The sequence below is a fragment of the Pigmentiphaga daeguensis genome (genome assembly GCF_039523035.1).
In the GTDB taxonomy this organism is placed as follows: Bacteria; Pseudomonadota; Gammaproteobacteria; order Burkholderiales; family Burkholderiaceae_B; genus Pigmentiphaga; species Pigmentiphaga daeguensis.
On the sequence record NZ_BAAAEN010000027.1, the window covers coordinates 20,665 to 41,522 of the forward strand.

At 65.5% G+C, this 20,858-nt stretch carries 17 protein-coding genes and 1 tRNA gene; 13 read left to right on the forward strand and 5 right to left on the reverse strand.

The annotated features are described in order from the left end of the window. The first annotated feature begins 98 nt into the window (after positions 1–98). The 9 genes from ABD104_RS25085 to ABD104_RS25125 all read left to right on the forward strand — a co-directional run bounded on the left by ABD104_RS25085 (position 99) and on the right by ABD104_RS25125 (position 9,602). Positions 99–1,439 (forward strand): citrate synthase, encoded by a 1,341-nt coding sequence (locus ABD104_RS25085; protein ID WP_343928419.1) that lies wholly within the window; start codon positions 99–101, stop codon positions 1,437–1,439. A 234-nt stretch (positions 1,440–1,673) separates the two neighbouring features. After that, on the forward strand, positions 1,674–3,623 hold the full coding sequence (gene thrS / locus ABD104_RS25090; RefSeq protein ID WP_279814988.1) for a threonine--tRNA ligase: 1,950 nt from the start codon (positions 1,674–1,676) through the stop codon (positions 3,621–3,623). 99 nt (positions 3,624–3,722) lie between these two features. Beyond that, positions 3,723–4,274 carry a translation initiation factor IF-3 gene (infC, locus tag ABD104_RS25095; RefSeq protein ID WP_087840246.1) on the forward strand — a complete coding sequence of 184 codons (552 nt, stop codon included), beginning with the start codon at positions 3,723–3,725 and terminating at the stop codon, positions 4,272–4,274. 252 nt (positions 4,275–4,526) lie between these two features. Next, positions 4,527–4,724, forward strand: a complete 198-nt coding sequence (gene rpmI / locus ABD104_RS25100; RefSeq protein WP_087840245.1) for a 50S ribosomal protein L35 — start codon at positions 4,527–4,529, stop codon at positions 4,722–4,724. A 29-nt stretch (positions 4,725–4,753) separates the two neighbouring features. Continuing rightward, positions 4,754–5,113, forward strand: coding sequence for a 50S ribosomal protein L20 (rplT, locus tag ABD104_RS25105; RefSeq protein ID WP_087779861.1), 360 nt, complete (start codon positions 4,754–4,756; stop codon positions 5,111–5,113). Positions 5,114–5,267: 154 nt separating this feature from the next. Beyond that, positions 5,268–6,287 carry a phenylalanine--tRNA ligase subunit alpha gene (gene pheS / locus ABD104_RS25110; RefSeq protein ID WP_087840244.1) on the forward strand — a complete coding sequence of 340 codons (1,020 nt, stop codon included), beginning with the start codon at positions 5,268–5,270 and terminating at the stop codon, positions 6,285–6,287. A 73-nt stretch (positions 6,288–6,360) separates the two neighbouring features. Beyond that, positions 6,361–8,772: a phenylalanine--tRNA ligase subunit beta gene (pheT, locus tag ABD104_RS25115; RefSeq protein ID WP_087840243.1), complete on the forward strand. Its 2,412-nt coding sequence runs from the start codon at positions 6,361–6,363 to the stop codon at positions 8,770–8,772. A gap of 21 nt (positions 8,773–8,793) precedes the next feature. After that, complete coding sequence (locus tag ABD104_RS25120; RefSeq protein WP_279815093.1) at positions 8,794–9,192, forward strand: integration host factor subunit alpha; 399 nt, start codon at positions 8,794–8,796, stop codon at positions 9,190–9,192. A gap of 8 nt (positions 9,193–9,200) precedes the next feature. After that, positions 9,201–9,602 (forward strand): MerR family transcriptional regulator, encoded by a 402-nt coding sequence (locus tag ABD104_RS25125; RefSeq protein WP_087840242.1) that lies wholly within the window; start codon positions 9,201–9,203, stop codon positions 9,600–9,602. Between the two features lie 6 nt (positions 9,603–9,608). Here ABD104_RS25125 and ABD104_RS25130 read toward each other — a convergent pair whose 3' ends face one another. Then, positions 9,609–10,727, reverse strand: a complete 1,119-nt coding sequence (locus tag ABD104_RS25130) for a helix-turn-helix transcriptional regulator (RefSeq protein ID WP_343928420.1) — start codon at positions 10,725–10,727, stop codon at positions 9,609–9,611. A 104-nt stretch (positions 10,728–10,831) separates the two neighbouring features. After that, the gene (gene mdeB, locus ABD104_RS25135; RefSeq protein ID WP_176400794.1) at positions 10,832–13,528 is read right to left on the reverse strand and encodes an alpha-ketoglutarate dehydrogenase; all 2,697 of its coding nucleotides are present in this window, start codon (positions 13,526–13,528) and stop codon (positions 10,832–10,834) included. Positions 13,529–13,654: 126 nt separating this feature from the next. On the opposite strand from mdeB, the gene ABD104_RS25140 reads away from it, so the two are divergent. Beyond that, positions 13,655–14,131 (forward strand): Lrp/AsnC family transcriptional regulator, encoded by a 477-nt coding sequence (locus ABD104_RS25140; RefSeq protein WP_087840296.1) that lies wholly within the window; start codon positions 13,655–13,657, stop codon positions 14,129–14,131. A 302-nt stretch (positions 14,132–14,433) separates the two neighbouring features. Here ABD104_RS25140 and ABD104_RS25145 read toward each other — a convergent pair. Beyond that, positions 14,434–14,510, reverse strand: a tRNA-Pro gene (locus ABD104_RS25145). A 428-nt stretch (positions 14,511–14,938) separates the two neighbouring features. On the opposite strand from ABD104_RS25145, the gene ABD104_RS25150 reads away from it, so the two are divergent. Genes ABD104_RS25150 through ABD104_RS25160 form a run of 3 tightly spaced genes read left to right on the forward strand, consistent with a single transcriptional unit; the run spans position 14,939 to position 19,664 of the window. Next, the gene (locus tag ABD104_RS25150; RefSeq protein WP_279815091.1) at positions 14,939–16,861 is read left to right on the forward strand and encodes a PrkA family serine protein kinase; all 1,923 of its coding nucleotides are present in this window, start codon (positions 14,939–14,941) and stop codon (positions 16,859–16,861) included. A gap of 11 nt (positions 16,862–16,872) precedes the next feature. Continuing rightward, positions 16,873–18,132: a YeaH/YhbH family protein gene (locus ABD104_RS25155; protein ID WP_343928421.1), complete on the forward strand. Its 1,260-nt coding sequence runs from the start codon at positions 16,873–16,875 to the stop codon at positions 18,130–18,132. Then, positions 18,129–19,664 (forward strand): SpoVR family protein, encoded by a 1,536-nt coding sequence (locus ABD104_RS25160; protein ID WP_087840238.1) that lies wholly within the window; start codon positions 18,129–18,131, stop codon positions 19,662–19,664. Before ABD104_RS25155 ends, ABD104_RS25160 begins: the two co-directional genes overlap by 4 nt. Positions 19,665–19,942: 278 nt before the next feature. Here ABD104_RS25160 and ABD104_RS25165 read toward each other — a convergent pair whose 3' ends face one another. Together ABD104_RS25165 and fabA are read right to left on the reverse strand one after the other, a co-directional pair. Next, positions 19,943–20,260, reverse strand: a complete 318-nt coding sequence (locus tag ABD104_RS25165; protein WP_087840237.1) for an NIPSNAP family protein — start codon at positions 20,258–20,260, stop codon at positions 19,943–19,945. A 56-nt stretch (positions 20,261–20,316) separates the two neighbouring features. Beyond that, positions 20,317–20,832, reverse strand: coding sequence for a 3-hydroxyacyl-[acyl-carrier-protein] dehydratase FabA (gene fabA / locus ABD104_RS25170; protein ID WP_087840236.1), 516 nt, complete (start codon positions 20,830–20,832; stop codon positions 20,317–20,319). Between the last annotated feature and the right edge of the window lie 26 nt (positions 20,833–20,858).

A 20,858-nucleotide genomic window follows, 5' to 3' on the forward strand; every position in this document is an offset into this window, starting at 1 on the left:
TGGCGTGCCGCCGGCAATGGTATGTGCAGCGGAGTGTATGGATCGATTTACGTCGAATCAATCTCGATTGCATAATCGATGTATTGCCGATTCGACGGGTGTCCGAAGCTCCCCTCACCACCATGGATCCATCAGAGAACGGCGCGGCCGGACAGCCCTGGCAGGCCGGCGGCTTCGTCGATTCCAAGGAAGCGTGCCGCCTGCTGCAGGTCAAGGCTGCCACGCTGTACACCTATGTCAGCCGCGGCCTGCTGCATCCGGTCGCGCAGCCCGGCCGCAAGACCCGCCTTTACCTGCGCGACGAGGTCGAGGGGCTGCGCACGCGCAGCCAGGCAAGGATGGGCCACGGCGCGGTGGCGGCGACGGCGCTGCGCTGGGGGCAGCCGGTGATCGATACCGGCATCACCGAAATCACGCCGGCCGGGCCGCGCTACAGGGGGCGCCTGGCGGCCGAGCTGGTCGAATATCCCGGGGCGTTCGAGAACGTGGCCGAGCTGCTTTGGACGGGGGTGCTGCCCGAGGGGGCCAGTATCTGGCCGGCCCAGCCGCTGCCGGATGGAGCCCGCCGCGCGCTGGAGGCATTGGCGCCGCAGGCCGGCGAGACGCCGCGCATGGTCCGGGTGTTCCAGGCGGCGGCGCTGGCCCTGGGTGGCGGCTCGGTGGACGAGGAGGTGCGCGGCGGCGGGGTGGTCCCGGCGGCGCGGCAGCTCGTGCTGGCGTTCGCCGGCTGCTGCGGCCTGCTCTCGGACCCGCGCCGCTGCCGGACGCCGGCCGGGGCCAAGCCGCTGGCCCAGCACCTGGCCGAGGCGATGGGGAAGGAGCCTGCTGCGGATCTGCTGCGGGCGCTGAACGCGATGCTGATCCTGAGCGCGGATCACGAGCTATCGCCGCCTACGTTCAGCGCGCGCATCGCGGCCTCGGTCGGCGCGGAGCTCCACGCCTGCGTGGGGGCGGCGCTGGCGGCCCTGTCCGGCACGGGCCTGGCCGGCGGCTGCGACCGCATCGAGGACACGCTGGCGGGCGTGCGGACGCGCGGCCAGCTCGATGCCTGGGTGGCGCGAGTGGTGCGCGACCGCGCGCGCTCGTCGGCCTTCGGCATCGAATCCTATCCCCAGGGGGATCCGCGCGCGGCACTGCTGATCCGCATGGCGCGCGAACACCCGCGCCCCGGCCGCCGCGCCGCGACGCTGCTGCGCTTCCTGGACGAGGTCCACGCCAGGGTGGGCGTGCCGCCTCGGATCGAGCTCGGCCTGGTGGCGGCCTGCGCGGCCTGGGACTTGCCGCCCGGCGCCGCCAGCGCGCTGTGGGCCATGGGCCGGACCTCGGGCTGGATCGCCCATGTGCTGGAACAGCGCCTCAACGGCTTCTTCCTGCGTCCGCGCGGGCAGTTCCACGCTGGGCCGCAAGGGGGCGCTGTGCTAAAATCCCAGGCAACGTAGACCCTTGCTGCAACACGAACGGACAACGGCATGCGCATCGCTTCCATGCTCGATCGAACTACCTCGGGGAACATCGCCGGCTAGCCGCGTTGGTTTCCTGGATCGCATCGTCCGTTCCGCCGGGCCCCCTGGGCCCGGGATCCTGCAGAAAGCAAGAAACGCGGCCCGGTGCCGCGTTTTTTTTGTTTCAGGTTCGCCCAAGGGTTTTTCTTCATCTCTTACGAGGTCGCTTCAATGATCAAGGTAACGCTGCCCGATGGTTCCCAGCGTGAGTTCCCGGCCCCCGTCACGGTGGCGGACGTCGCCGCGTCCATCGGTGCCGGGCTGGCCAAGGCCGCCCTGGCCGGCCGGATCACCTACGAAGGCAGCGAGCCCACCCTGGTCGACACCAGCCACACGATAGACCGCGATGCCCGCCTGGCCATCGTCACGGGCAAGGACGCCGACGGGCTGGACCTGATCCGCCATTCGACGGCGCACCTGCTGGCCTACGCGGTCAAGTCGCTGTTCCCCGAGGCCCAGGTCACGATCGGCCCGGTCATCGACAACGGCTTCTACTACGATTTCTCGTACTCGCGGCCGTTCACGCCCGAGGACCTGGCCGCCATCGAGAACAAGATGCTGGAGCTGGCCAAGAAGGACGAGGTCGTCACCCGCGAGGAATGGAAACGCGACGACGCGGTGGCGTTCTTCAATTCGATAGGCGAGAAGTACAAGGCCGAGATCATCGCCTCCATCCCGGACAACCAGACGATCTCGCTGTACCGCGAGGGCGATTTCATCGACCTGTGCCGCGGCCCGCACGTGCCGTCCACCGGCAAGCTCAAGGTGTTCAAGCTGATGAAGGTGGCCGGCGCCTATTGGCGCGGCGACAGCAAGAACGAGATGCTCCAGCGCATCTACGGCACGGCCTGGGCGAAGAAGGAAGACCAGGACGCCTACCTGACGATGCTGGAAGAGGCCGAGAAGCGCGACCACCGCAAGCTGGGCCGCGAGCTGGACCTGTTCCACTTCCAGGACGAGGCGCCGGGCCTGGTGTTCTGGCACCCCAAGGGCTGGACGATCTGGCAGCAGGTCGAGCAATACGTGCGCGGCGTCTACCGCGACAGCGGCTACCAGGAGGTCAAGGCGCCACAGATCCTGGACCGTTCGCTGTGGGAAAAGACGGGACACTGGGACAATTATCGCGACAACATGTTCACGACGGAGTCCGAGAACCGCTACTACGCGCTCAAGCCCATGAACTGCCCGGGCCACGTGCAGATCTTCCGCGCCAACCTGCATTCCTATCGCGACCTGCCGCTGCGCTACGGCGAATTCGGCCAGTGCCACCGCAACGAACCTTCGGGAGCGCTGCACGGGATGATGCGCGTGCGCGGCTTCACGCAGGATGACGGCCACATCTTCTGTACCGAGGACCAGATCCTGGACGAGTGCGTGGCCTTCACGGCGCAGCTGCAGCGCGTCTACCGCGACTTCGGCTTCACCGACATCCTGTACAAGATCGCCACGCGGCCGGAGAGCCGGATCGGGTCGGACGAGGTGTGGGACAAGGCCGAGCAGGCGCTGATCGAAAGCCTGCGCCGCTCCGGCTGCGAGTACGAGATCAGCCCGGGTGACGGCGCCTTCTACGGCCCGAAGATCGAATACACGCTGAAGGACGCCATCGGCCGCCACTGGCAGTGCGGCACGATCCAGGTGGACTTCTCCATGCCCGGCCGCCTGGGCGCCGAGTACGTGGACCAGCACGACCAGCGCGTGACGCCCGTCATGCTGCACCGGGCCATCCTGGGCTCGATGGAGCGCTTCATCGGCATGCTGATCGAGAATTTCGGCGGCGCCATGCCGCCCTGGCTGGCGCCGGTCCAGGCCGTCGTCTGCAATATTTCGGAATCCACGGCCGAATACGCCCAAAGTGTCGCGCAAACCCTGAAAAAACAAGGGTTTAGAGTGGAATCGGATTTGCGTGGTGAAAAGATCACCTATAAAATCCGTGAGCACAGCTTGCAAAAAATTCCCTATATCCTCGTGGTGGGGGAAAAAGAACGGCAAGCTGCATCGGTGGCCGTACGCGCCCGCGGCGGCATCGACCTGGGGGTTCTCCCGATCGATGTGTTCTCGTCGCGGCTCGCTGCCGACGTGGCCGAGCGCCGCAACCCGGAAGCCCCGGCCAATCCGTCCTGATCGCGTGGTTGGCCGTTCCGGGGGCCGGGCACGGCTCGTGCTGGCGGCGGGGCAACCCGCCGCACGCGGCCGTTTCAATCAAATTCAGGAGTTTTAGACATCGCTACCGACAAGCCGAATCGCATCAATGGTGAAATTACCGCACCTGAGGTGCGCCTGATTGGGGTCGACGGCGAACAGCTTGGCATCGTCAAGCTGGCCGAAGCAGTTAGGCTTTCCGAACAGAATGATGTTGACCTGGTAGAAATTGCCCCGAACGCGCAGCCCCCGGTCTGCCGCCTGATGGACTACGGCAAGTTCAAGTACCAGGAGCAAAAGCGGCAGCACGAAGCCAAGCTCAAGCAGAAGATCATCCAGGTCAAGGAAGTCAAGTTCCGTCCCGGCACCGACGAAGGCGATTACCAGGTCAAGCTGCGTAATCTGCGCCGGTTCCTGGAAGAGGGCGACAAGGCCAAGGTCACGCTGCGCTTCCGTGGCCGCGAGATGGCTCACCAGGAATTGGGGATGCGCGTGCTGGAGCGCGTGCGCGACGACCTGGTGGAGATCAGCGCCGTCGAGGCGATGCCCAAGCTGGAAGGCCGCCAGATGGTGATGGTGCTGGCCCCCAAGAAAAAGGCCCTGCCGGCGGGCAAGGGCGCAGCCGGCGAATAACGCGGTATAATCATTGGTTTTCCGGGATGGCCGTACCCTTCGTGGGGGCATCCCGGCGAATCCCGGTGCGAAATTCCTGGCACCGGGCAATCCGGCCTCCTAGCGACGCCTTCAAATCCGCCAGGCGGGGTAGAACCCGCGCCGGCGGTGCGCCGCAGGGACCCGGAGCAGGTAAAACAAGTGAATGCGGGTCGTCAAGTCCGGCAGGATATCGCCGGCACCCGTGAGCATGTAAACGTACAGGAAGCAGTCATGCCTAAGATGAAGACCAAGAAAAGCGCCGCCAAGCGCTTTAAGGTCCGCGGTAGCGGTTCCATCAAGCGGGGCCAGGCGTTCAAGCGCCACATCCTCACGAAGAAAACCACCAAGAACAAGCGTCAGTTGCGCGGTTCCACCGCGGTCCACGAGGCCGATGTGAAATCCGTGCGGGCAATGATGCCGTTTGCCTGATCCCAACCCGCTGATATTGGAGTTTTCAAATGCCTAGAGTCAAACGTGGGGTAACCGCCCGGGCCCGTCACAAGAAAGTCATCAGCGCCGCCAAGGGATACCGTGGCCGCCGCGGCAACGTCTTCCGCGTCGCCAAGCAGGCGGTCATGCGCGCCGGCCAGTACGCCTATCGCGACCGCCGCGCCAAGAAGCGCACCTTCCGCGCGCTGTGGATCACGCGTATCAATGCCGCCGTGCGCGAGCATGGCGTGTCGTACAGCGTGTTCATCGCCGGCCTGAAGAAGGCCGCGATCGACCTAGACCGCAAGGTGCTGGCCGACCTGGCTGTGCGCGACAAGGCCGGCTTTGCCGCGATCGTGCAGCAAGTCAAGAACGCCCTGGCCGCCTGAGCTCGCTAGCGACGTACGCGGGGCGTGGCCGGAACGCCGGCCATGTCCGGGCGCGCGTCGCGAGCCACGAGTGCAACACCCGAACGGGGCTTCTCTTGAAGCCCCGTTCGTGTTTGTGGCGACCCATTTTTTCCCTTATTGATACGAATCCGCCATGTCCCAGAATCTGGACGATCTGATACGCCAAGCCGGGGAGGCCTTCGCGGCCGCGTCCGACCCCAACGCGCTGGAGAACGAAAAGGCCCGGTTCCTGGGTAAGCAGGGCGCCTTGACGGCGCTGCTCAAGGGGTTGGCCAGCCTGACGCCGGAACAGAAGCGCACCGAGGGGGCGCGCATCAACGAGGCCAAGGGCCGGATCGAGGGGCTGCTGAACGAGCGCCGGCAGGCCTTGGCCGATGCCAGGCTGAATGCGCGCCTGGCGGAGGAAACCATCGACGTCACGCTGCCCGGCCGCGGCCGTGGCCGGGGCGGCATTCACCCGGTGATCCGCACCTGGGAACGGATCGAGCAGATCTTCCGCTCCATCGGCTTCGACGTGGCCGACGGCCCGGAAATCGAGAACGACTGGACCAACTTCACGGCGCTGAACAATCCCGAGAACCACCCGGCCCGGTCGATGCAGGATACGTTCTACGTCGACATGAAGGACGACAAGGGCCTGCCGCTGCTGCTGCGCACGCACACCAGCCCGATGCAGGTGCGCTACGCGCGCGCCCACCAGCCGCCCATCAAGGTGATCGCCCCCGGGCGGACCTACCGCGTGGACAGCGACGCCACGCATTCGCCCATGTTCCACCAGGTGGAGGGCCTGTGGATAGACGAGAACATCTCGTTCGCCGACCTGAAGGGCGTCTACACCGATTTCCTGCGCGCCTTCTTCGAGACCGATGACCTGGTGCTGCGCTTCCGCCCGTCGTTCTTCCCGTTCACGGAACCGTCGGCCGAGATCGACATGATGTTCACTTCCGGCCCCAACAAGGGCCGCTGGCTGGAGATCTCCGGATCGGGCCAGGTGCATCCTGCCGTGGTGCGCAACTTCGGCCTGGATCCGGAACGCTACATCGGCTTTGCCTTCGGCTCCGGGCTGGAACGGCTGACGATGCTGCGCTACGGCGTGAACGACCTGCGCCAGTTCTTCGAAGGCGACCTGCGTTTCCTCAGACAATTCAATTAAGGGAGGTGCCCCCCTGCGCGCTGGCGCGCGCCCCTGGGAGGCGCGCGAAGCGCGCAGGGGGGAACTTACAGACATGCAATTTCCCGAATCCTGGTTGCGGGCCCTGACGAATCCCGCCATTTCGACCGACGAGCTGGCTCATCAATTGACCATGGCCGGTCTCGAGGTCGAAGAAGCCGAGCCGGTGGCGCCCGCCTTCAGCGGCGTGGTGGTGGCGCAGGTGCTGGCGCTCGAGCCGCATCCGAACGCCGACAAGCTGCGCGTGTGCAAGGTCGACGCGGGGCAGGGCGAGCCCTTGCAGATCGTGTGCGGCGCACCCAATGTGGCGGTCGGCATGAAGGTGCCGCTGGCCACCGTGGGCGCCCGTCTGCCCGGCGACATCAAGATAGGCGTGGCCAAGATGCGTGGCGTGGAGTCCTCGGGCATGCTGTGCTCGGCGCGCGAACTGGGCCTGTCGCAGGACCACGCGGGCCTGCTGGACCTGGGCGCGGATGCCACGGTCGGCATGTCCGTGCGCGAATGGCTGCAATTGGACGACACGGTCTTCACGCTCAAGCTCACTCCCAACAAGGCCGATTGCCTGTCGGTGCTGGGCGTGGCGCGCGAGGTCTCGGCCCTGACCGGCGCGCCGCTGGCCGCGCCGAAGCTGGATCCGGTGGCGGTCGCCATCGACGACCGCGTGCCGGTGACCGTGCATGCCCCGGATCTGTGCGGGCGCTACGTAGGGCGGGTCATCCGCGGCGTGGATGCGTCCGTTCCCACGCCGGAGTGGATCAAGCGGCGCCTCGAGCGCGCCGGCCAGCGCTCGATTTCCGCGCTGGTCGACATTTCCAACTATGTCATGCTGGAACTGGGCCGTCCCAGCCACGTGTTCGACCTGGCCAAGGTGCGCGGCGGCCTGCACGTGCGGTGGGGGCAGCCGGGCGAGCAGGTGCTGCTGCTGAATGGCCAGACCGTCGAGGTGGACGGGCAGGTCGGCGTGATCGCCGACGACAACGGCCCCGAGTGCCTGGCCGGGATCATGGGCGGCGAGGCCACCTCGGTGTCCACCCAGACCCGCGACATCTATCTCGAGGCCGCCTTCTGGTGGCCCGCCAGCATCGCCGGCCGCGCGCGCCGCTACAACTTCAGCACCGACGCCAGCCATCGCTTCGAGCGCGGCGTGGACTACGCCAACATTCCCGCCGACCTGGAATACCTGACCAGCCTGATCGTGCAGGTGTGCGGCGGCCAAGCCGGCCCGGTCGACGACCAGGTGGTCAACCTGCCCGAGCGCAAGCCCGTGCGCCTGCGCGTGGCGCGTTGCCACAAGGTCCTGGGCGTGGACGTGCCGGAAGACGAGATCGCCGGCATCTTCACCCGCCTGGGGCTGCCCTTCGTGCGCGAGCCCGGCGCCTTCGTCGTGACGCCGCCGTCGTTCCGCTTCGACATCGAGATCGAGGAAGACCTGATCGAGGAAGTCGCGCGCGTCCACGGCTTCGAGCGCATTCCCGACCTGCCGCCGCTGGCGCGGGCCGCGGTACGCGCCGTGCCGGAAGAGCGCCACACCTTCCACGCGCTGCGCCACACGATGGCCGACCTGGACTACCAGGAGGTGATCAACTTCAGCTTCGTGGAGGCCGATTGGGAGCGCGACTACGCGGGCAACACGGACCCCGTCCGCCTGCTCAATCCGATCGCGAGCCAGTTGTCGGTCATGCGCAGCAGCCTGATCGGCGGCTTGGTGGCCAACGCCCAATACAACGTGAACCGCAAGACCAGCCGTGTGCGGGTGTTCGAACTGGGCCGGGTCTTCTGGCGCGACGCGGCCGTGGCCGACGGTCCGCTGGCGGTGGCTGGCGTGAACCAGCCCATGCGCCTTGCCGGCCTGGCCTACGGGCCGGCGGTGGAAGAGCAGTGGGGGACGCAGACCAGGCAGGTCGATTTCTACGACGTGAAGGCCGACGTGGAGGCCCTGCTGGCCGGCGGTTCCACCCAGGCGCCGCGCTTCGTGCCCGATGCGCATCCGGCCCTGCATCCCGGCCGCAGCGCCCGTATCGTCATCGACGGCGAGACGGTGGGCTGGATAGGCGAGCTGCACCCGCGCTGGCTGCAACGCGCGGAACTGCCGCACGCCCCGGTGGTGTTCGAACTGGACGCCGACCGCATCGCCGTCCGTCCGCTGCCGTCGCTGCGAGAGATCTCGCGCCAGCCGGTGGTGATCCGCGATCTGGCGCTGTGGGTGGCCGAGGCGGTGACGGCACAGCAGATGCTGGATACGGTGCGCCATCTGGTGGCCAGGGAGCCCGAACTGGCGGTCGTCCAGGATGCACGGATTTTCGACGTTTGGCGGGATAAGTCCTTGTTAGAAAAGGAAAAAAGCCTTGCCTTCCGGTTCTGGCTACAGGATACTTCGGTAACCCTGGACGACGCCCGAGTCGAGGCGTGCCTGGCCCGTATCCGCGCCGCGCTCGAGTCCGAGCACGGCGCGCGGCTGAGGGTTTGATACCGCTTCCCATCCGTGTCTATGCATTCTCTCGTTTCCGATAGCTACGCTTCCCCGGACTCCCTCGACGCCGATCCCGAGTCCGACCTGCCGCAGGGCGGGCTCGATACGCGTACCCTGACCAAGGCCGAACTGGCCGACCTGCTGTTCGAGCGGGTCGGCCTGAACAAGCGTGAAGCCAAGGACATGGTCGAGACCTTCTTCGAGGAAATCCGCGACGCGCTCGAACGCGGCGACATGGTCAAGCTATCGGGTTTCGGCAACTTCCAGGTGCGCAACAAGCCGCAGCGGCCCGGACGCAATCCCAAGACGGGCGAGGAAATCCCCATCGCCGCCCGTCGCGTCGTCACCTTCCATGCGAGCCAGAAGCTCAAGAGCATGGTCGAACAGGTCGCGCTGCGCGAACAGAATCCGTCCTGAGAGGTCCTATGGCGCGCATCGAGCCACCCGTCGTTCTTCCGCCCATTCCCGCCAAGCGCTATTTCACGATAGGCGAGGTCAGCGAACTCTGTGGCGTCAAGCCTCACGTGCTGCGCTACTGGGAACAGGAATTCACCCAGCTCAAGCCCATCAAGCGACGGGGCAACCGCCGTTACTACCAGCACCACGAAGTGCTGCTGATCCGCCGCATCCGCGAACTGTTGTACGAGCAGGGCTTCACCATCAGCGGCGCCCGCAACCGCCTGGACGAGTCGCGCGGACACGTGGACGAGGCGCCCCAGGTGGCGCTGGTGTCCATCGAGGAGCCCGAGCTGCAGGCCATCCGGGCCGAGCTGGCCGACATCGCCAGCCTGTTGCAGTCCGCCCGCGAGACCAGCCTGGCGCGATAACGCGTTTCAGTCCATGTGGCCGTAGGTCAGCTTGCGCACCAGGTCGATGAGCTGGCTCTGGCGCGAGGTCTGGGTCCGGCGGAACAGCGACTTGAGCTGGGTCCTGGTCGTCTCCTGGGAGACGCCCAACTGCTGCGCGCACTCCTTGACGTGGTGTCCCTGCATCAACAACAGCAACAGCCGGTATTCCGCGTGCGGGATGCCGAACAGCGCATGCAGCAGGCGATGCGCGCTGATGGGGGTGGCATCGTGGGTATGGACCTTTACCAGTGCCAGGGGCTCGTACGTGGACAGCGGGAACGACATCGGTTCTGGCAGCGGCATGGCCACTACCGCGTAGCGGATCGGTGGCGTGCCGAACTCGACATGGGCGCCGGTGGCCAGCCGGGTCCGCCGGGTACAGGCAGCCACGAGCGCCTCGGCAAGCCGGGAACCCGCCCCGGCCCGCGATGGCTTCAGGCCCGAGGCGCCGAAAGGATTGCCGGGCAGGGAAAGCCAGGTCGCGCCGGCCCGGTTGGAAAGATACACGCGGCCCTGCGCGTCGGTGGCCAGCAGCGGGAAGCTGAAATCGTCGAGCAGTTGCTGCGCCAGCTCGGCCCGTTGCTGCAAGTTCAGGAATTCATGGCGCAACGTCGCGGCCTGTTGCAGGTGTGGAGCGAGCAGGCGCAGCAGCGGGGATTTGGACGGCTCATCGGTGTCGGGCTGCGACAAAGGGAATTGCAGTGAAAGGCAGCATTCGGCCACGCCGTTCTTCAGGATGGGAAGGGCATGCACGGAGCGCAGCCCATACGGCCGCATGAATTCCTGATAGAAGGGATCACGGTCGAGGGCGTGGCGGGTGAACCACTGCCAGTCGATGTACCAGTTGCCCAGTTGCAGCCGATGGCGCACGTTTTCCGCCGGGTCGTAGCGGCTGTAGCGATTGGTGTACTCGTCGAACGCCCGCTCGTCCCCGCCGCTGTGGTCGCCGACCGCGGCGGCCGGGGCGCGCCGGTCCAGGATGACCGTGCAGGCCGATTCGGCTCCCGTCAGGTTCCGGATACGCTTGAGCGCCGCATGCCATCCCTCTTGCCCAAGGACGCCGCCGTACAGGTCGTGGGCAATGCTAAGGGCCAGTTTTTCCATTCTCGTTCTTGCGACCGCTCCATCGTCCGCAAAGAATATTACGGCGGCGAACGGCGAGGCAAACAATGGCGCGGTCCGGCTTGGGCCGGTGTATCTCCGGCGCGTCAGGCCTCCCACGCCGGACGCGGATCGGTCCGTATCGGGTAGCGTGCGATGGCCTGCGCGCACCGTTCGCGAGGGCATGAGCCGGCGTCGGCCAGCGCATGCAGCGCGGCCAGGACGATGTGGAAACGATCGACCTCGAAGAACTGGCGCAGGGCGCCGCGGGTATCGCTGCGGCCGAAGCCGTCCGTTCCGAGCACCGTCATGCGCGCGGGGCAATGGGGCGCGATCAGCGACGGCCAGGCGCGCACGTAGTCGCTCGCTGCCACCACGGGGGCGCTCCCCGCCAGGCAGTGTTCGACGTGGCTGCGGCGCGCGGGCTGCTCGGGATGCAGGCGGTTCCAGCGCTCGGCCGCGCGCGCGTCCCGTGCCAGTTCCGCGTAGCTGGTCGCGCTCCAGGTCTCGCTGGCGATGCCCCAGTCGTCGGCCAACAGCTCGCCGGCGGCGATGGCTTCGCGCAGGATGGCGCCCGACCCCAAGAGACGCACGGCGGGCTCGCCCCGGCCGTGCACGCCGTACCGATAAAGCCCCTTGATCACGCCCTCGCGGGCCTCGGCCGGCAGGCTGGGCTGGGGAGCGTTCTCGTTGCCCAGCGTCAGGTAGTAGAAGACGTCTTCCTGTGTTTCGAGCATGGCCCGCATGCCGTGGTCGATGATGACAGCGACTTCGGCGGCGGACGCGGGATCGTAGGCGCGGCAGTTGGGGACGGCGGCCGCCGCGACCAGGCTGGAGCCGTCCTGGTGCTGCAGCCCTTCGCCGCCCAGCGTGGTGCGGCCGGCCGTGGCGCCCAGCAGGAAGCCGCGGGCACGCTGGTCGGCGGCGGCCCAGATCAGGTCGCCCACGCGCTGGAAGCCGAACATCGAGTAGTAGATGTAGAAGGGCAGCATCGCCGTGCCGTGCACGGCATAGCTGGTGGCGGCCGCCGTCCAGGAACTGATCGCGCCGGCCTCGCTGATGCCTTCCTCCAGGATCTGGCCGTCCAGCGCCTCGCGATAGCTCAGTACCGAACCGATGTCCTCGGGTTCGTAGCGCTGGCCGACGCTGGAGTAGATGCCGATCTGCCGGAACAGCGCCGCCATGCCGAAGGTGCGCGCTTCGTCGGCGACGATGGGCACGACGCGCGGGCCCAGCCGGCTGTCCTTGAGCAGGCTGGACAACAGGCGCACGAATGCCATTGTGGTGGACATTTCCTTGCCGTCCGCCTGAAGGGCAAAACCGGCGTAGCGTTCCAGCGGGGGCACCGGCACCGGATCGGCCTGCGGCGATCGGGCCGGCACGGGGCCGCCGAGTTCGCCGCGCCGGGCATGCAGATAGCGGATCTCGGCGCTGTCTTCGCCGGGGTGCAGGAAGTCCAGCGATGCGGCCTGATCGTCGCTCAGTGGCAGCGAGAATCGGTCGCGGAAGGCGATCAGGGCGTCGCGGTCCAGCTTTTTTTGCTGGTGGGTGGTCATCTTGCCCTGGCCTGCCTCGCCCATGCCGTAGCCTTTCTTGGTCTGCGCCAGGATGACGGTGGGGCGCCCCGTGCTGCGCGCGGCCGCGTGATAGGCGGCATGGATCTTCACCAGATCGTGGCCACCGCGCCGCAGGCGGTCGATCTCCTCGTCCGTCAGGCCCTGCGCCAGCCGGGCCAGTTGCGGGTCCTGGCCGAAGAAATGATCGCGGTTGAAGCGGCCGTCCTTGGCGGCGAAAGTCTGCAATTGCCCGTCCACCGTCTGCGAGAAGACCCGCCGCAGGGCGCCGCCGGTGTCGCGCGCGAACAGGCCATCCCAGTCCGACCCCCATAGCAGCTTGATCACGTTCCAGCCGGCGCCCGCGAACAGGGATTCCAGCTCGTCGACGATGCGGCCGTTGCCGCGCACCGGACCGTCCAGCCGCTGGAGATTGCAGTTCACCACCCAGACGAGATTGTCGAGCCCCTCGCGCGCCGCCAGCGTCAGCGCCGACATGCTTTCGGGCTCGTCCATCTCGCCGTCGCCGAAGATGCCCCAGACCTTCCGGCCGGCGGTGTCCAGCAGGCCGCGGTGAGCAAGGTAGCGCATGAAACGCGCCTGGTAGATGGCGTTGATGGGGCCGATGCCCATGGAGCCGGTGGGAAACTGCCAGAAATCGGGCATGAGCCAGGGGTGCGGGTAGCTGGACAGGCCGAGCGCCCCGTGCGCCCGCGCGGTGATCTCCTGCCGGTAGTGCGCCAGGTCGGCTTCCTGCAGCCGGCCTTCCAGGAAGGCCCGGGCATAGATGCCCGGCGCCGAATGGGGCTGGCAGAACACCAGGTCCGCCTGGCCGGCCGGGCCGCCGCGGAAGAAGTGGTTGAAGCCGACCTCGAACAGATCGGCGGCACTGGCATAGCTGGCGATATGCCCGCCCAGTTCGCCATGGGCGAGGTTGGCGCGGACCACCATGGCCAGCGCGTTCCAGCGCATCAGCGCGGCCAGCCGCTCTTCGGTGGCGAGATCGCCGGGGAAGGGGGGCTGTGCCTCGACGGGGATGGTGTTGACGTAAGGGGTATGGCGCGGCGGTCGCCACCCGACCGCCGAATCGCCAGCCGCCTGCGCCAGCATGTCGAGGATCTGCCGTACGCGTTCAGGTCCGTTCGTCTCCAGCAGCGACAGCAGGGCGTCCCGCCATTCGGCGGTCTCCATGGGGTCGGGGTCGGCTCGCGGGCCGTCCAGCCGCGCCAGGTGCCGGGATTCGTCGTACATGCCTGCCTCTCCTCGTCTTTTCATGAAAAATTCTACGCTTGAAGGTCCGGAATTTTTCCCCGAAAATTCTTTGAATAAGCGGGATAAGCGGCAGAAAATTCTTTCAAGGGGAAGAAATCAAGCATGATCGATCTCGATGACATCGACCGGCGAATCCTGGCCGAGCTCCAGGCCGATGCCAGCATCTCCAACGTGGAACTGGCGCGCCGGGTGCATCTGTCGCCATCCCCGTGCCTGACCCGGGTCAAGGCGCTGGAGGCCGCCGGCCTGATCCGCCAGTACGTCGCCTTGCTCGACCCGCAGCAACTGGGGCTGCACCTGAACGTGTTCATCTCGATCAGTCTGAAGCAGCAGAACCGCAAGGCGCTGCAGGTATTCGAGGATGCCATCTGCGCCCGCGAGGAAGTCATGGAGTGCTACCTGATGACGGGGGATGCCGACTACCTGCTGCGGGTGGCCGTGCCGGACATCCAGGCGCTCGAGAGCTTCATCCTGGAGCAGTTGTCGCCCATCGCCCAGGTCGAGAAGATCCGCTCCAGCTTCGCGCTCAAGCAGGTGCGCTACAAGACCGCGTTGCCGCTGCGGGCGGCGGGCGCGCGCTAGCGCCGCCTCCGGGCGCGGATGTCCCTAGTGGGCACTACAACGCCGTGGGCGACGGCCTGGCGGACGTGGCCCTGACAAAAGGAGGGTTATTGGTCGGACGAATCGCCCGGGAATTATTGATTGTTTTTGTAAAAAATAATGCAATGTCGGATGCCATGCAGGATCACGGTAGTTTCACATTTTCCTGGACGATTCCGTTCGCATTGACTGGAAACAAATCGGCAAAACAAAAAGCCCGGCAGCTTGTGGCCACCGGGCTCTTTTTCTTCGGTTCCGACAAATACAGGTCAAGAACTTGTATATGGTCGGGGCGGCGGGATTCGAACTCGCGACCCCTTGCACCCCATGCAAGTGCGCTACCAGGCTGCGCTACGCCCCGAAAGAAAAAAAGTATAGCAAATTTTCGAGGGTGTAGGAAAGGTGCGCCGCATTTTATTTTGCATAGGGTTGCGACGATCGAAAGGGATGAAACGTGGCGCGCAGTTTGCGGAACTCTGCCCATCGGTTCACAGCCTTAGGAGTGTATACCCCTAGGAGATGCGTCAAAAAAATATCGTGCGTGCGCAACAGAAAGCGAGTCGTCCGTGTGGATGCGCCGTATGATGTTTGCAAGGAGGTCGCCCAAGGAGCGTTTCGCAATAGATCGGACATGTCGAGGCAGGATCGGGAGTTGCTGGTTTCGATCGGCCCCGGGCATGGCAGGAAGTTCATCCGGCAGGAAAGAACCGGAAGCCGGCTCGACCGGCACTAACAACAACAGAGTCGTGTAGGCAGTTCTCATTCACTCGCTGTTGGAGGTTGTCCGTGCTGAACATCGTCGAAGGGTTCAAGTCTCAATACGCCAAGACGCAGGAAACCGAACTTTCTCTCGAGGAGTACCTGGACCTCGCCCGCCGGGATCCCATGGTCTACGCCAGTGCGGCCGAGCGCATGCTTGCCGCGATAGGCGAGCCCGAGCTGGTCGATACGCGCAACGATCCGCGGTTGTCGCGCCTGTTTTCCAATCGCATGATCCGGCGCTATCCCGCCTTCAAGGAATTCTTCGGGATGGAGGACGTGATCGACCAGATCGTGGCGTTCTTCAAGCACGCGGCCCAGGGGCTGGAAGAACGCAAGCAAATCCTCTATCTGCTGGGACCGGTCGGCGGCGGCAAGTCGTCTATCGCCGAGCGCCTGAAGGCGCTGATGGAAGCGCACCCCATCTACGCGCTCAAGGGCTCGCCCGTCAACGAGTCGCCGCTGGGCCTGTTCCACCCCGACCGCTTCGGCGACCAGCTCGAGAAGGAATACGGCATACCCCGCCGCTACCTGACCGGCATCATGTCGCCTTGGGCCATCAAGCGGCTGCGCGAATTCGACGGCGACATCTCGCAGTTCCGCGTGGTCCGGCTCCAGCCTTCGGTGCTGCGGCAACTTGCCATCGCCAAGACCGAGCCGGGCGACGAGAACAACCAGGACATCTCCTCGCTGGTCGGCAAGGTGGATATCCGCAAGCTGGACCGCTACTCGCAAGACGATCCCGATGCCTACAGCTATTCGGGAGGGCTGTGCCTGGCCAACCAGGGCATGCTCGAATTCGTTGAAATGTTCAAGGCACCCATCAAGATGCTGCATCCCTTGCTGACGGCGACCCAGGAAGGCAACTTCAAGGGCACCGAAGGGTTTTCGGCCATCCCGTTCAACGGGATCATCCTTGCGCATTCCAACGAGTCCGAATGGCAGACCTTCCGCAACAACAAGCACAACGAGGCGTTCCTGGACCGTATCTACATCGTCAAGGTGCCGTACTGCCTGCAGGTGTCGGAAGAGGTCAAGATCTACCGCAAGCTGCTGCAGAACAGTTCGCTGGCCGAGGCGCCATGCGCGCCGGGCACGCTGGACATGATGGCGCAGTTTTCGGTGCTGACCCGGCTGAAGGAACCCGAGAACTCCAGCATCTATTCGAAGCTGCGGGTCTATGACGGCGAGAGCCTGAAGGACGTCGATCCCAAGGCCAAGGTCCTGCAGGAATACAAGGACTACGCCGGCACCGACGAGGGCATGACGGGCGTCTCGACGCGCTTCGCCTACAAGATACTGTCCAGCGTCTTCAACTACGACCAGACCGAGATCGCCGCCAATCCGGTGCACCTGATGTACGTGCTGGAGCAGCGCATCGGCCGCGAGGACTATCCCGACGAGATCCGCCGGCGCTACCTGGAGCACATCAAGGGCTACCTGGCGCCGCGCTACGCGGAATTCATCGGCAAGGAAATCCAGACGGCGTACCTGGAGTCGTATTCGGAGTACGGACAGAACATCTTCGACCGCTACGTCACGTTCGCCGACTGCTGGATCCAGGACGAGGAGTTCCGCGACCCGGAAACGGGCGAGAGCTTCGACCGCGCGGCGCTCAACGCCGAACTCGAGAAGATCGAGAAACCGGCGGGCATCGCGAATCCCAAGGATTTCCGCAACGAGATCGTGAACTTCGTGCTGCGCGCCCGCGCCAACAACGGCGGCCGCAATCCCGCGTGGACCAGCTACGAGAAGCTGCGCGAGGTGATCGAGAAGAAGATGTTCTCCAACACCGAGGATCTGCTCCCGGTCATTTCGTTCAACGCCAAGGCCTCGGTCGAGGACAAGCGCAAGCACGAGAGCTTTGTCGAACGGATGGTCGAGAAAGGCTATACCGAAAAGCAAGTACGCTTGCTGTGCGAGTGGTACTTGCGGGTGAGGAAGTCTTCGTGAGCTAGGTGAATATGAATTCACTCATCGATCGGCGGCTCAACGGCCGTAACAAGAGCGCTGTCAACCGGGAGCGCTTCATCAGGCGGTACAAGGACCAGATACGCAAGGCAGTACGCGAGCTGGTCCAGGAACGGTCCATCGAAGAGATGGACCAGGGCGGCGAAATCAACCTTCCGGCCAAGGACATCTCCGAACCCAGCTTCCGCTACGGCAGGGGCGGGGATCGCGAGATCGTCCATCCCGGCAACCGGGAATTCGCCAAGGGCGACAAGATCGACCGGCCCCGGAGCGGCGACGATGGCGATCCTTCCGAGCCGGGCGAGGGCGACTCGGTGGATCCGTTCACGTTCAGCCTGTCGCGGGAGGAGTTCCTGAACCTCTTCTTCGAGGACATGGAGCTTCCCCACCTGGTCCGTACCCAGCTGGGCGAGATCAACCAGCAGAAGTGGCGGCGCGCGGGCTACACCACCACGGGGTCCCCCAGCACGCTGAGCGTGGGCCGCACGCTCAAGACCTCGCTGTCGCGGCGCATCGCGCTCAGCGGCGGGTCGCGGCTGGGGCTGCAGGAGGCGCAGCAGAAGCTGGAGGAGTCGGAAGAGGCGGGTGCCCCGGAAGACGAGCTCGATGCCCTGCGCGCCGAGATCGACGTGCACCGGTCCCGGCTGGCGCGCGTGCCGTTCCTCGATTCGCTGGACCTGCGCTACCGGCATCGCGTGGTCGAACCCTCGCCGGTGGCGCGCGCGGTGATGTTCTGCCTGATGGACGTCTCGGGGTCCATGGACGAGAACAAGAAGGACCTCGCCAAGCGCTTCTTCACGCTGCTGTACCTGTTCCTGTCGCGCAAGTACGAACGCGTCGACCTGGTGTTCGTGCGCCACACGGACAACGCGGAAGAGGTGGACGAGCAGACCTTCTTCCACGATCCCAAGAGCGGGGGCACGGTGGTGCTCTCGGCCCTGGAGCTGATGCACGAGATCGTGACCGAGCGCTACTCGCCCGCCACCTGGAATGTCTACGCGGCGCAGGCCACCGACGGCGATTCCTTCGGCGCGGACGCGGCCAAGAGCGCCCGCTTCCTGTCCGAACACCTGCTGCCGCTCACGCGCTACTACGCCTATATCGAGATTCCCGACGTGGACGAGATGCGCAAGAGCAGCCTGTGGGCCGAGTACGAGCGCGAGACGGCGCCGCACTTCGCGATGCGGCGCATACGCGAGCGGCGCGAGATATTCGGCGTGCTGCACGACCTGTTCAGGAAGGAGACCGCATGAGCGCCGTCCATCCGCCGCGCGAAGCGCCGCCCGCCCGGGCGGTCCAGCCCATCTCGACCACCTCGGAATGGACCTTCGAGCTGATCCAGCGCTATGACGAAGCCATCGGCGAGGTGGCCCGGGAGTTCGGGCTGGACACCTATCCGAGCCAGATCGAGGTCATCACTTCCGAGCAGATGCTGGACGCGTACGCCTCGGTCGGCCTGCCTATCGGATATCCCCACTGGTCCTACGGCAAGGAGTTCATCCGCAACGAGCAGGCCTACCGGCGTGGCGTGCAGGGGTTGGCCTACGAGATCGTCATCAACTCGAACCCTTGCATCGCCTACCTGATGGAAGAGAATTCCATGGCCATGCAGGCGCTGGTGATCGCGCACGCCTGCTACGGCCACAATTCCTTCTTCAAGGGCAACTACCTGTTCCGGCAGTGGACCGAGGCCGACGGCGTGCTGGACTACCTGGTGTTCGCCCGCAAGTACGTCATGGACTGCGAGGAAAAATACGGCATCAGCGCCGTCGAGGCCACGCTGGATTCCTGCCACGCGCTGATGGCCCACGGCGTGGACCGCTACCGGCGGCCGCATCCCATTTCCTACCGGGAAGAGATGCAGCGCCAGGCCGAGCGCGAGGAGTATGCGCGCCAGCAGTACAACGACCTGTGGCGCACCGTGCCCACGCGCGACCACGTCGAGCGCGAGGGCAAGCCGGCGGTGTTCCCGCCGGAGCCGGAAGAGAACATCCTGTATTTCATCGAGAAATACTCGCCTTCGCTGGAGCCCTGGCAGAAGGAACTGGTGCGCATCGTCCGCAAGCTGTCCCAGTACTTCTATCCGCAGACCCAGACCAAGGTCATGAACGAGGGATGGGCGACCTTCTGGCACTACACGCTGCTGAACCGCATGCACGAGAAGGGGCTGGTCAACGACGGCTTCATGATCGAGTTCCTGCAAAGCCACACCAACGTGGTGGCGCAGCGCGGCTTCGACCAGCGCGGCTACGGCGGCATCAACCCGTATGCCCTGGGCTTCGCGATGATGCAGGACATCCGCCGCATTTGCGAGAACCCCACGCCCGAGGACAGGAAGTGGTTCCCCGACATCGCCGGGAGCGATTGGCTGAAGACGCTGGACTTCGCGATGCGCAACTTCAAGGACGAGTCTTTCATCGCGCAGTTCCTGTCGCCGCGCCTGATCCGCGAGTTCCGCTTCTTCGCGATCGCCGACCACGAGTCCAACCCCAAGCTGGAAGTCGAGGCCATCCACGATGACGACGGCTACCGGCGGGTGCGCCGGCTGCTGGCGGACCAGCACAACCGCGACATGCAGGTGCCGGACATCCAGGTGGTGCGCTACAACCGGGATTCCGACCGGTCCCTGGTCCTGCGCCACGTGACGATGCGGGGGAGGCCCTTGCAGGCCGAGGATGCCGACCAGGTGATGAAGCACCTGGCCCGGCTATGGGGATTCAAGGTCCGCCTGGAAGAGGTCGACGCGGAAGGCAGCGTAAAAACCTTCCGCGAGCGATCGGGGTAGAGGTAGAGGTCCCCCCCTACGCCCTTCGGGCGCCCCCCAGGGGGCGATGCGGGTGGACCGGCGGAGCCGGATCCACCGCATCCTGGGGTACCAACGGGCTGGCGGGGACTGGCGTTCTTGCCTCTTGTCAGCGCAAACGAGAACGGCCTCGCATCTGATGCAAGGCCGTTTTGTATTCGCTGTCGTCCCAGACCCAGGGCACAGCGGATCCGGCTTTGCCGGTCCGCCAGTGCCGCCCCCTGGGGGGCGCCCGAAGGGCGTAGGGGGGGGCTCTAGCTCTACGGTTTGAAGAAAGGGGTGGGCACCATCAAGTGGTTCTCTTGCGAGACCAGGTTGCCCATCTCCACGCTTTTCTTCAGGTAGACCTGCCAGTCCGGATCCTGTTGCAGCGCGGCGCGGCGCGCCATGCGGTCGGCGGCGTCGCGGTAGGCCCAGATGTGGGTGAAGCTGTTGACGTTGCCGGTCTCGGTCTGCAGGTACAGCACCGGGTCGCCCAGGTGCTTGCGCTGCGCCTCGAAGCCCAGTTCCTGGTAGAGCTCGAGCTGTTTCTTGATCGTGCCGGGCCGGCACGTGTAGGTGCGAACGTCGTACAGCATGGAAAGTCTCCCCGGGGAATGCCGGCCCGAGCGCAGGGGCGCTCCGGGCCGTGCGGTCAGAACGAATCGGTGGAAGTGAACAGGCCTACGCGCAGTCCCTCGGCGGTGTAGATTTCGCGGCCGTCCACGCTCATGGTGCCGTCGGCGATGCCCAGCACCAGCGTGCGGTTGATGGTGCGCTTGATGTCGATGGTGTAGGTCACCTTCTTGGCGGTCGGCAGCACCTGCCCGACGAACTTCACTTCGCCCGAGCCCAGTGCGCGGCCCCGGCCGGGGTTGCCCTGCCAGCCCAGGAAGAAGCCCACCAGTTGCCACATGGCGTCCAGGCCCAGGCATCCCGGCATGACCGGGTCGCCCTCGAAATGGCAGGCGAAGAACCAGAGGTCGGGATGGATGTCCAGTTCGGCGATCACCTGGCCCTTGCCGTACTTGCCGCCCTGGTCCGAGATGTGCGTGATACGGTCCATCATCAGCATGTTGGGGGCCGGCAGTTGCGCATTGCCTTTCCCGAACAATTCGCCGCGCGCGCAGCGCAGCAGGTCTTCACGGGAGAAGGCGTTCTGTTCAAGCATTAGGAAGTCCTCGTTGGAAACCGGGA